The following is an 11,859-nucleotide window of genomic DNA, read 5'->3' as shown; positions in this document are numbered from 1 at the left end:
AACTACGTAGTTAGGTAAGATACTATTCTTGCACTGACAACGTACATCCCAGCCACAACCACGCCATAAACTATCGGGACTCGCCCCCCTTCCTTGACCGTAGTTGTCGAACCACTAAAGGTAAGGGATTTTTTAGCTTCTGTTGGTGCTGCCTGACGCCCAAACAGTGAAGAAACACCACTCAAAAGCATTGCACCACCAGTTAGCGCAAGTGCTGTAGAAGAAATACCTAAAAATCCCACACCCGTTAACCCCAGCCCCAGCAGTGCCACACCACCAATGATTCGTCCAACAGTCCCCGCCCCCGCGATTACGGGAATAATACGAAGTATATTTGTCCTTTTACTCATTGGACTAAAAAGCTGGGTATCATCAATTTCTTGTTCTTGATACCCAACTTTAATTTGATAGCTAACACCCCTACAGGCAGCTTCGTATAGGTAAGCTGCAAATCCACGGAAATTGGCACGAAGCGCGGCGATCGCTTCGGCAACACTATTAACATCTACCTCAATTGCTTCTGTAAATATATCGGCCAACTCCCCACACAAAATAACAGTAATCATAAATTGCGAACTACAGTATGTACCCTATACTTCCCTTAATACCAACTTGGGGCAATACAGAAAACGAAGCATCCTGGGTTGCCAAGACTAAATATGGTGAAGCTGGGGCAGAGCAACGAGATTTTGTTGGGATTAATCCCCTGACTACCAGTTGGGATATTAATGTCAATATTTATAATTTTCAAGAAGTCGATGATTTTTTGAAAACACGTTGTGGACAACCTTTTCGCGTAAGTTTAGATGGCGGCGTGACTGACGACGGGAAACTCTATATCTGCACAGAGTGGCAGATACAACAATTGGGTATAGGGGCAGGTAATTTTAGTGCTCGTATCACTCAGGTGAGGAGATTCACAATCTTTTTTAGAATTGCTTGCAACGCTAAAGTTTTGGAATTTCTACCTATTACTTTTAATAATAGTTATAAGTTTTTTGTTAATTATGGGGTTGGTTATACAGGGCAAGGAATTATTCAAGTGCATAAGTGGCCTGGATTCAATAATTATCTAAACTTTGGCAGTTTTGATGAAAGAGTTTGGATAAAGAATATAAATGTTGGAGGTTTTTTTGAATATACACCAACAAGCGTTGGGAGATATTTGTCTTTTTCTCAGCGCAGGTCTGACTGGGATACCCCATCATTTAACTTAAGTAGCAATATTATTACTTTAACTGGATTTTAATGATTGATTCTATTACCTCCTTGAATCCCGATTCACCAATTGAATTATTTGAAATATCGGGGTGGAATCTAGTCACGTTATCACAAACATTATACATTTGTAACTTCACAAATGTTATTTTTAATGGGATAACTTATCAAGCAATTGGTTGTGAAAGTGAAGGATTCGATTTGATTGGGCAAGGACCAATCCCAACACCACAGCTAACTGTTTCTAATATTGGGCGTGTGATTAGTGATTTGCTGTACAACTGCAAAACTAATGCTAACTACAGACTTGAAGGCTCTACGGTGTTGCGGCGCGTCACTCAAAAGCAGTTCTTAGATGGGCAACAAAACGCAAATGCAGCCATTAAAGAACTTCCACAACAGCAATATATCATTGAGCAGATGGTGGAAGAAACTTATTTAGCTGTGAAATTCCGCTTGGGAAGCCCTTTTGATGTAGAAGGCGTGACACTTCCTGCGCGTCCACTACTACGATCTTGTTCGTGGCGATACCGCAGTACTGAGTGTGGATGGACGGGGGGAATGTTTACTTTAAATAATCAAGCAACTGCTAACCCAGTATTAGACCAGTGCGCCAAATCACTACCCGCTTGTGAATGCCGATTTGGGCAGTATACTGATTTACCTTTTGGTGGTGCGCCTGGACTAAACACCTACCGTTAACACTATGCCGATAGCAATCTTAGAATTACCACCCACTTGGGAAGCCACCAAAAAAGTTACCGTACCAGCCACCATAACTAAACTAGGTGATGGGTACGAGCAAGTTGTGGTGGAGGGGACAACAGGAGCAATTGAACAGTGGGATGTGCGATCGCCTGCAATGCCCCCCAATACCGCCCAAGATAAGTTAAATCAATTGCGGGTTTTCTCTGGAGTGTCGCCATTTTTTTGGAGTCCAGATAACGGCTTGAGAATAACAAGAAAAACTTTTACTTGTGAAGGATGGACGTTGACTCGACTAGGTTTACCTGGTCATCAAATTAGTGCGACATTTAAGCAAGTTTTTTAATATGAAAAAACTGATTATTTACCTTATTATTTATATAGGATTACGGCGAAAGCAGCGATTCATCAGGCAACTTTCCAAACTAGAATATGGAGTAAGCATCTTTTGTAAAAAGCTTGCGGCTAACTCTCCTACTCCAGATCTAGCACAGATGCTTAACAACCATGCCATCCAAGAAGCGCATCACGGCAGAATGCTGGATTCTTTAGCTAATGGCACTCAACATGAAGCGTCAGAAAATGAACGTTATTTTCGCAAAAGATTTTCTATTCGTGAAACAGATAAAGGAAAATTTATAAGCATTAAACGTAGCAATGGAGAAGAACTATTAAATTGTGTTGATACTGACATCAATACAAAGGGTATCCGTTTGCAATGGGATTCTTGTAAGTTGGGAGAACAACTGGTAGGAATTTTTGAGAATTTTGACGGCATTAGTCAACGATATTTATCTGCAAAGCTATTATTTGACGGTAAAAGTGCTGATAGTTTTGATTGGGCAGATAAGCTAGCTTTTATGCACGTTTTGGAACAAGAAACAGAACAATTTTATTTAGCCCTTGCCAAAATAGAGTCAGGCACACCGCTGGGTGCGATCGCATCTCAAATCGTAAAAGACGAACAGCATCACGCTGATTACCTCAAGTCAACACTCACGCAATTTTCTACATCTCCTCAACAAGAAATAGCCAAGTGGCAATGTAAAGTGAGGTCTTGCGCTCCTGCGGTTTTGGTTGATTTGTGGTTCTTTGCGCTCGTAAGAAGTTAGAAATTATTTCTAACTTTATCATCCTTCTTCCCTCTTCCTACGAACTTCTTCCTACGAACTTCTTCCTTCATTTCCCGGGGAACAATACCAAAAAGTCATAAAAATCGATGCCACAAACAATCAACCGTGCCAATGTAGTAGAAACTACGCTTGGTATTACTTTTCAAATAGGTGAATTACCCACGCAGCAAGTAGGCGCTGTGACTGTAACTAATCGTAATGTGCCAAGCTATACTATTACAACAACTGCGGCTGCTGCGGCTTCTGCTGAATCCTTGAGTGTACAAGCAACAAGCGTACTTCTGGACGCTGGGACACTGCTTAATTTCTCTGGCGTGATTGCCACACTTTCCAATGCCGCACCCGCAGGAAGCACCATACTACAGACGTTACCATTACCAGGAAGCATCGGCAATGGTGCGACCGCTACCACCAAAGCATTGGTTTTTGTGGCGGGGTGTACAGATGCTACAGTTAGCCCGGAAATTAAAAACGTTGACACCACAAACTATCTTTCTGGGATAGGAATGGAAAAAGTGACAACCGGGAACGCCAAGAAGATGCAATTGAATTTCAACTTGATTTATGGCGATCGCGGTGGCACTATTCTACGGAAAATCGCCTACGACAAAGCTTATGTGGGGCGTGAATTTTACTTCTACCTGCTTTTTCCCAGTGGTGAAGCGCATGAGGGTGTGGCGCTACTTGAATCGGCATCGCCTACACAGCAAGTGCAGGATAAGCGGGCATTCTCGTGTTCTGCCCAAGTTCAGGGTGATACCTATATTTACACTCCACCCGCATTAGTTAATATCTTTTAAACATGGCTATAACTCTTGAACTAACCCGCCCTAAACTAGTAACTACAAATGCCGCCAACTCAGCAATCTCTGTTGGAACCGTTGTAGAAACTGATACATCACAAGAAGATTCTTTTTTTATCCCAATCAACCTAGCTTCAACCGACCCCCCTGCTTTTACTGTTTCAAGCAGTACCACAACTAGTGGCAGCAATACAGTGACGACTACCAACAACGGTTTTAGCGGAGTGAAAGTGGGCGATGTGGTAACGGGTACGGGCATTGCTGCATCCACCACAGTGACAGCGAAGACGGACAACAACACCATTACTCTCAACAACAACGCTACAGCTTCAGGTACGGTGACACTGACATTTGACCCACCTGCTGTAACACCCACACTGTATGCACTGAAAGTCACTCATACTAAAGCTGGTTCTGTTCTTGGTTTAAACGTAACTCTTTATACTTACAGTGGAACGCTGGGCGGTACGGCTGGAACGGCTACTAATGCTGCCAAAACTATTAATTTGGCATCTACTGATGGACAGCCCGTACAAATTAATATGGATACTTTTTTGACCAATTTGCGTGTTCCGCAATCGCCATAAATAGTTCGTAATTCGTAATTATTTGGATGATGGGAAGAATATTGGAGTGGTTTTTTCAAACAATCCTTGAACGACTAAAACAACTGGAGAGTAGAATAATGGCTTCAATTGAACAATTACAAGCTGAAATAAATGATGCAAATACTGCGATCACTGAGTTAAAGCAAGCGACGTCCGCCGAAAAACAAGAAATTGCTGACAAAATTCAAGCACTGGACGCTAAAGTTACCGAGCAAACAGGATTAATTGAGCAACTGAAGCAAGAAGTTGCGGGAAATGTACCCGATTCTCTTTTGAGCGAACTAGCTGATGTTACTACTAGCATTAGAAGTACAACAAATGAAATTAAAAGTCTTGTTGAGCCGTCAGCTTCTTGATACACAAATACTTACACTCTTCCGGGCATACTGTATCTCTTCTTAACTGTAAGCTGCACCCTGAGTTTTTAACTTGTGGTGCAGCTTATTTTGTGGCAGGATTGCCAGAAGTTATGTTTTTGTATAGTTTGAATGGCGATAAAGTCTGTTCGATTGTTATCCCTGAATCTATCCGTAAAAACCTCACATATACCCGTTTACTTTCACCGTTAGACGATATCAAAATAGATTATGCAGAATCCTTGGGGAGTGCCTGAAATTGTTAATATAGCTGGGTTTCCATTGCCGAAAATGGGCGGTTTAAATCCAGAAGAAAAAGATTACATGGCAGATAAAATCCGGAATGTGCAGTTTCAAGAAATTGCACCATTGGCGGAAATTGCAGATATTGTTATTGAAAAAGAAAAGATTTCAAAAATTGAAGCAATTTCACTTATTCGTAAAACATTAGAAGGGAATGGCGGAAAAAGTGAAGAAGAAGTTGATAAACTACTCGCCTTCGCAATTGAATATCAACACGAATTAAGCCGAATTAAAAAGCCGGATATGTTGATAGAAAAGCAATCACAAGAAGTTGCAGTGATGATACTGCGATCGCGCCTTGCTCCACAATGGGTTTTGGAAAATATTGACAACTTAAAAGCTTCTTTTAGATGTTCTCTAGAAAAAGAGCAGTGCGCCTTACTAATGACAATACCTGAAGAAAATTGGCTAACTGATGTTACTAGGGAGAAGGTCATCAGGCAAATAGTACGCAAGCTGCCTGAAAACATTTACGGACATATCGCTGCATTTGCATTGGGAGAAGAACGCGAATGGGCTGAATTGCCAATGATTACAGTTGAACCAGGACAAGAAGTAACGCTGGGGGAGCGCTCCAAAGGTTTCGGGAATACCAAGAAGCCACCCAAAAAGAGCGCGAATTCTACCGTGAATGCTACTTTACCATCCAATACTTCGGAGTCACAGACCCCAGTTTCCACCGGCGACACTTCCACCGCGTCCCCTGTTGGGTAATACGTGAGATGGTCAATAGCCTGTACAAGCAGTACAAACTACAGAGCAATGTACAAGCGTCAGCTGTTGCCAAGATAGGCGAGATGCTTGATATGTCGGGTAAGGTGACAATGCAGGAGTTTCTACCATTTCCTGACAGTATACAGGAGCGTAAAAAGTTACCAATGTCTAAGGAAACGGCTCATATTTATTTGGAGTTGCGATCGCTTGGTGTTATCCCACCACGGGTATTAGGGGCGTTTGCAGATATTGAAAGTCAGATAGAAGAATTGGTCAACTAATAAGGGGAACTCTACCAACATAATCAATATTACATAAAATGACCTTTTCTGGTGGTAGCCCCCTCGGTTTTTCTGGCAGTTCCCTTGGCACACTCGAATTACAACTAACAGCTAACCAAACAGCACTACAAGCACAGCTTAATTCAGCCCGCGCTTACGCCTCACAAGTAGCGCGGGATATCGAGCAGCAAATAAACCGTGCTTTTGGTGGGAGGCTCAACACCAGTACACCATTGCCTGGATTGCAAAATGCTGCATCTCAAGCTGCGAGCGCTGGGGCAAGTGCTGGAAAATCCTTTGCCCTCCAATTTAAAGATGCGATCGCGTCCCTCAAAGGCGTAATCGAGAATATTTTCAGTGGGACTTTTGTCGGTGCTGGCGTTGGCGCTTTCAATTCAATCACTGGTGCAATTCAATCTGCTGTTGGGGCGGTACAGAATTTTGCTGGTTCTATATTCAATGTTACTAAAGACTTCCAAGGGTTTGAATCGAGCTTAAAAACTTTTTTTCAAGGCAACCAGAAGGAAATTGATAAGTTTGTTAGCAGCTTGGAAAAGTTTGCTGCCACCACACCATTTGAACTGAAGAATTTACAAAAAGCAGCAACAGAAAACCTAGCCGCAGGTGCAAAGCCAGATCAAATCATCAAAGATTTAAAAACCATTGGAGATGTAGCCGCAGGTGCAAACACAGATCTCAATGATTTGGTTGGGACTTATGGACGCGCCCGCCTCGCTGGAACGATTCACAATGACGATATCCAAACATTTCAAAGTCGTGGTGTCCCATTACGAGCCGAACTAGCCAAAATGCTCGGAGCATCAGAGCAAGAAGTTATTCAATTAGCATCTGATGGCAAAATCAAATTCCAGCTTTTGGAAGAAGCTATGCGCCGCATGACTGAACAGGGCGGTGTGTACTTTAATGGCATGGCAAATAAAGCCCAAACCCTCGAAGGCAAGCTATCCAATGTCAGTGATACTTTCTATCAGTTTCAAAAACAGTTGGGGCAGGCATTTGAGCCTTTATTCTCGTTAGTCACGGACTTTTTAGGACAGCTAGTTAGTGGATTAACTAACAACAAAGACTTGATGGCTGAATTGAAGGGACAAACTCAAGAATTAGCCAATTATTTTAAACAAAATCCTGAAATCGCCGAAAATTTATCAAAGGCATTAAATGAATTAGTTCGTGATGCTATGTCTGCACTAGTTGCTCTCTCAAAGCAATTAGGTGAATATTTAAAAGAAAATCCTAGAGCTATTCAAGATGCCGTTAATAGTGGTATTCAATTGGGAAAAGAAATTGCCAGTATTGTTAGTGGCGCTGCATCTTTAGTTAGCTACATTGTTAAATTTACCAGTGGGGTAAAAGATGCTGCAATTGCAGTTCGTGATACCCTTGGTGGGGCAATGAAAGCAGTTGGTATAGGAACCAAACAAGACAATCCTGTTACCAATTTCTTGTTTGGTGACATGACGCAACAGCAAGCTGATTTTAAAGATAGATTGTACGGTAAAAATGCCCCCCCTTTCATGCAAGCTATTGGCAAGATGTTGGGGTACGATGGGCAAAAAAATCAAGTTCCTTCATCTTCGGGCGGATCATCCGGCAATCCATATCTCGGAACTTTAATTGCTGGGGCGCAGAGTTTATTTGGTGGCGGTGCTAGTAGTTCAAAAGGTGGCATCACGGGACAAGTAACTATGCGGCGTACTGGACAGTATGACGAATACGGGCTTGAAAAGATAGCCGTTATTATGCCGGATGGGCAGACTTTTTACGCCAACTCAGGGCAGCGCCGCACACAAAATAAATTTGGCAGAGGTGGCACTACAGCGTCTGGGTCGATGGCTCCGATTGAATACGGTAGATACACACTTGGGGGCGAAGTGCCTGGTATGGGCGCGGGTGTTGGTAGTACTTTTATACCAATTAACCCCACTTTCCGCACTCAACGAGCCAACATTGGCTTCCACCTTGATGCAAATCGAACAGTTGCACCTGGTAGTGCAGGATGTGTTGTTTTCGCTACTCAGCAAGAGTTTAATACCTTCCGTGCAGCATTGAAACAAAGTGGAGCTAAACAGCTTGTATTTGAAGAAGGGCAGGGTATTGGTATTGCAGATGCGGCTCAAGGTGTAAGTGTTGGCAAGGTACAGGGTGCGGGTGGATTTTTGGGGGAAATAGCAAACCAAGTACAGCGAATTTTGCCCACAGGTGCGGGACTTTCAAGTAAAGCGAGTGACGTTGTGCGGGGTCGCAATGAAGCGATATTCCAGCAAGCCGGTCTTACTGATAGCTTGGTGCAGTTAGTTAAGCAAGCCGAGGGTTTTGCCGCTACCCCGTATTGGGATCGAACACAATATTCGGTCGGTTTTGGAACTAAAGCTAAATCTCAAAGTGAGCGGCTAACCGTAGAACAAGCTAATGAGCGCTTATTACAGGAATTGCAGAGTATGCGGGAGCGTGTGCAGAGGATGGCGACAGTCCCGCTTAACAATAATCAGATGGATGCGCTAACCTCATTTGCTTTCAACGTTGGTGACGAAGCATTGGAGAACAGCACCTTGCTTCGGTTGCTTAATGCAGGTGATTACGCAGGTGCAGCGGCACAGTTTGGGCGGTGGAATAAAGGTGAATACGGAGGCGTGAAGCGGGAATTGCCAGGGTTAACACGGCGGCGTGCGGCTGAAAGGGATTTGTTTTTGAGTCAGTCGCTGGGCAGTACTCAGTCGGTAAACACTTTACCACAATCAACAGCTCCTGCATCACAGGAGCAAGCTGCCAGTCCTACGCTTGCAAGTGGTGGAACCGAGGAAGACCAACGTAATTTGTTAACAGCCAGGCGAAAGCTAGCCGAACAAAAATATAACGAAATTGCAGCCGAGTACGCTGCCTCACATGAAGCCGAAGATGCAAGCATTAAGCAAAAGCGAGAATTAGAGACTCAGCGGCGAGACGCGGACTACAAAGCACAAAAAGTTAAACTTCAATTAGGCTTTGCTGACGCTCCAGATAGTGAATCGAAAAAGATTTTAGAGCGCAATTTACAAGAGTTTGAAATTAACCGTAAATATGATGAGGAAGATATCAAGTACAAGCAGCAGAGAGAGGATTTAGTTAGAGCGCGTGAGAAAAAAGATTTTGTGCTGGCTGAATCAAAAAGACGGCAAGATGAGGTTGCTAAAACTGAACCAGACCCGAAATTACGCGATGAAAAAATTCGCAAAGAACAAGCTTTATCGGCTAAAGAAGCTGGGACAGATTACAGCAAGGGTATCAGTCAGTTGAACAAACTTATCGCAGAGAACAAAGAACTAAGAAAAATTGAATTAGAAAACGCTACATTAACGGAATCCACGGCAGATAAGCAAGCAGAAAAAGCTAAAACTAGGCAGCGAACCATTGATGAATTGAACCGTTCATCAGCACAATATATTGACTCACTAAAACTACAAGAATCACTTACCACTTCGGAGCCAACTAAGCAGAAACTTGAGCAAGCGATCGCCCAAGAGGAAGCTACGCACAAAGTCAAAATTGAAATCCTTGAGCTAAAAAACACCCTTGATGATTTGAATGAACGAAAAACTTATTTGCTGGGTAAGGGAGGACTAAAAGCAGACTCTCAAGAAATTCAACGATTAAATAAAGAAATTGATGAAAACACGGCTAAAATTGACGCAGCCGCTAAAAAGGGTGGAATCGACTTAAAAGTACTAGAAAATCAATCCAGGCAGGCACAAACTGTCCTCCAAAGAACCCAACAGATGGAGAGTGCTGATCTGGAGCGTAGCACTCAAATATCAAACATAAATTTAGAAATATCTAAAGCAAAAACCGCTCTGCAAAAAGCTGAGTTACAGGCGCAAGTATCAAAGATTAATCTACTAGGCGAAGAGCAAAAGCAGTTGCAACCACTTAAACAACAATATGATGATTTAGTAGTTACCCGTCAAAAGTTAATAGATGAACAAAAAGTAGACAGTTCCAGCGACATAATCAAATCGCTGGATGCAGAGATATCAAGGTTAAATAATCAAATCAAGCAAATCGGTATTCAGTCTAAAAACAGCTTTGAAGTTTTAGAAAAAGAATCGAAAAAAGCAATTGAACAAGGTAAACTTGCTGATATGGAAGCGGCGTTATCTAAAGAATCAGGATTGACAAGTAGCCGTACTTCTGTGCTTCAAGGGCAAGCCACTCTCCTCCGTAATCGTGGCGGCGACGAATACAAAGCCTCTGCAATGGAAGCAGAAGCCGCACGAATGCAAGAAGAAATCAGATACAAGCAAGAGTTACTAAAAATTGAGCAACAAATTGCAGCAGCACGGGACACTTCCAACGAGTACACCCAAGAAGAAATATCTACGATGAAAACGAATGCTGAAGCACTAAATAAAATTAATTTAGAAAATATTTCTTCCCAGGTAAAAACACTTGGCAAAGACCTGAAAGACATTGGTAAAAACGTCCTTGGAACTTTCTTTACTGATATTATTACTGGCTCAAAATCTGCAAGCGAAGCATTTCAAGATTTGATTGGTAACATTGCCAACCAACTCGCACAGTTAGCAGTTAATAAACTTATTTCAGGTTTATTCGGTGGTGGTGGTTTGTTTGGTGGTGGTAAAGGAAGTGGTGGATCTGGCTCTGTACTTGGTGATGGCGGTGGGTTGCTTGATGGTTTGCTTGGTGGTGGTGATGGTTTGTTTGGACTACTTGGCTTTTACCGAGGGGGTACTGTCCCTAACTACGCAATAGGTGGTAGCGTGAAAGCTGTATCTGATGCTTTGAATAGAGAACGCGCTGCGTCTGGTCGCAACCCAGTACTTGCTGCACTCACCCCAGGCGAGATGGTGCTTACAGTCGAGCAAGCTAAGAGATTTCAAGAACTGCGATTAGACAAAGTTTTGAATTTTGCTAATGGCGGAAAAGTTTTGAATAATTCTAATGGTGGTACTGAAGAACAAGGAACCGGAGGAATGACGATCAACATCCCTGTCACCGTACAAGGCAATAGCCAAACCTCGGTTGATGTGCCACGGCTGCAAAGTTCAATTCGCGGTGTGGTGGTTGAAGAACTACTAAAGCAACAACGTCCAGGCGGCGCTTTAAATAAATAGTATATGTCTAGAAGCAATTAGCCACGCTGATTTTGATAGCAGCTGATAAATTCTCTAAATGCCCAACCCCAAACTTTACCTTCAAAGCCTACTTTAGCCCACGATTGGTTTTTCTCATCATACACAACCTCATAGATATAAATTTCTGTATTATTTTTTACTGTGCTTGTGATCTGACCGTTAGGCGATATACGTACATTCAATGGGGTTCCAGTTGGATCTGTGACCTTACAAACCGTTTCTGCCTTCGCAGGAAAAGAAGTAAATATAGTCGCTCCAGTAGTGGCGATCGCTAATATAACTGCGCTCACAATAAGTTGAGAATTTTTCATAACTGCTTAATTAATCGTATTTAATCTAGCTTCCATGAAAAATATAAATTTATACATCAGTAAGAGCTTTGAAGTTTGTGTAAGGAAATTGTGAATTATGCTCAAGCCGTGAGTATCGAATTACAGCGCGTGTTCTCTCCACCCAATACCCGCCGTACATAAATACCTCACTAAGTCGTCCTTCACCCAAGTTGTGCAGCGCTTTCCCGGTTGAGGGGTCTAGGAGTATGGCGCAATGGTGAGTGCGATCGCCCACAATGCACATGAGTATTACATC

At 42.7% G+C, this 11,859-nt stretch carries 13 protein-coding genes; 10 read left to right on the top strand and 3 right to left on the bottom strand.

Features of this window, described 5'->3' with window-relative positions:
- Positions 1–2 precede the first annotated feature (2 nt).
- A complete protein-coding gene (locus G4P69_RS14810; protein ID WP_208342375.1) occupies positions 3–566 on the bottom strand; it encodes a tail assembly protein in 564 nt (187 codons plus the stop codon).
- Positions 567–583: 17 nt separating this feature from the next.
- On the opposite strand from G4P69_RS14810, the gene G4P69_RS14805 reads away from it, so the two are divergent.
- The 10 genes from G4P69_RS14805 (at position 584) to G4P69_RS14760 (ending at position 11,250) form a co-directional block, all read left to right on the top strand.
- Positions 584–1,249 (top strand): phage tail protein, encoded by a 666-nt coding sequence (locus G4P69_RS14805; protein ID WP_208342380.1) that lies wholly within the window; start codon positions 584–586, stop codon positions 1,247–1,249.
- On the top strand, positions 1,249–1,920 hold the full coding sequence (locus tag G4P69_RS14800) for a phage minor tail protein L (protein WP_208342382.1): 672 nt from the start codon (positions 1,249–1,251) through the stop codon (positions 1,918–1,920). The genes G4P69_RS14805 and G4P69_RS14800 overlap by 1 nt, the downstream gene beginning before the upstream one ends.
- Before the next feature lie 4 nt (positions 1,921–1,924).
- Positions 1,925–2,269: a phage tail protein gene (locus G4P69_RS14795; RefSeq protein ID WP_208342383.1), complete on the top strand. Its 345-nt coding sequence runs from the start codon at positions 1,925–1,927 to the stop codon at positions 2,267–2,269.
- 1 nt (position 2,270) lies between these two features.
- Positions 2,271–3,035, top strand: a complete 765-nt coding sequence (locus G4P69_RS14790; RefSeq protein ID WP_208342384.1) for a ferritin-like domain-containing protein — start codon at positions 2,271–2,273, stop codon at positions 3,033–3,035.
- Positions 3,036–3,142: 107 nt separating this feature from the next.
- Positions 3,143–3,856, top strand: a complete 714-nt coding sequence (locus G4P69_RS14785; protein ID WP_208342385.1) for a phage tail tube protein — start codon at positions 3,143–3,145, stop codon at positions 3,854–3,856.
- Between the two features lie 2 nt (positions 3,857–3,858).
- On the top strand, positions 3,859–4,446 hold the full coding sequence (locus tag G4P69_RS14780; RefSeq protein ID WP_208342386.1) for a hypothetical protein: 588 nt from the start codon (positions 3,859–3,861) through the stop codon (positions 4,444–4,446).
- 98 nt (positions 4,447–4,544) lie between these two features.
- Positions 4,545–4,823, top strand: coding sequence for a restriction endonuclease subunit S domain-containing protein (locus G4P69_RS14775; protein WP_208342387.1), 279 nt, complete (start codon positions 4,545–4,547; stop codon positions 4,821–4,823).
- A gap of 231 nt (positions 4,824–5,054) precedes the next feature.
- Complete coding sequence (locus G4P69_RS14770; protein ID WP_208342389.1) at positions 5,055–5,840, top strand: hypothetical protein; 786 nt, start codon at positions 5,055–5,057, stop codon at positions 5,838–5,840.
- 8 nt (positions 5,841–5,848) lie between these two features.
- On the top strand, positions 5,849–6,121 hold the full coding sequence (locus G4P69_RS14765; RefSeq protein WP_208342391.1) for a hypothetical protein: 273 nt from the start codon (positions 5,849–5,851) through the stop codon (positions 6,119–6,121).
- Between the two features lie 38 nt (positions 6,122–6,159).
- Positions 6,160–11,250: a glycoside hydrolase family protein gene (locus G4P69_RS14760; protein WP_208342394.1), complete on the top strand. Its 5,091-nt coding sequence runs from the start codon at positions 6,160–6,162 to the stop codon at positions 11,248–11,250.
- Positions 11,251–11,267: 17 nt separating this feature from the next.
- Here the strand turns inward: G4P69_RS14760 and G4P69_RS14755 are convergent, their stop codons facing one another.
- Both G4P69_RS14755 and G4P69_RS14750 read right to left on the bottom strand, forming a co-directional pair.
- Positions 11,268–11,582: an SH3 domain-containing protein gene (locus G4P69_RS14755; RefSeq protein ID WP_208342395.1), complete on the bottom strand. Its 315-nt coding sequence runs from the start codon at positions 11,580–11,582 to the stop codon at positions 11,268–11,270.
- Between the two features lie 49 nt (positions 11,583–11,631).
- The coding region (locus tag G4P69_RS14750) for a C40 family peptidase (protein ID WP_208350456.1) at positions 11,632–11,859 on the bottom strand (228 nt) is incomplete at its 5' end.

The sequence above is a fragment of the Aetokthonos hydrillicola CCALA 1050 genome (genome assembly GCF_017591665.1).
GTDB lineage: Bacteria > Cyanobacteriota > Cyanobacteriia > Cyanobacteriales > Nostocaceae > Aetokthonos > Aetokthonos hydrillicola.
This window is presented reverse-complemented; position numbering and strand designations above follow the sequence as displayed.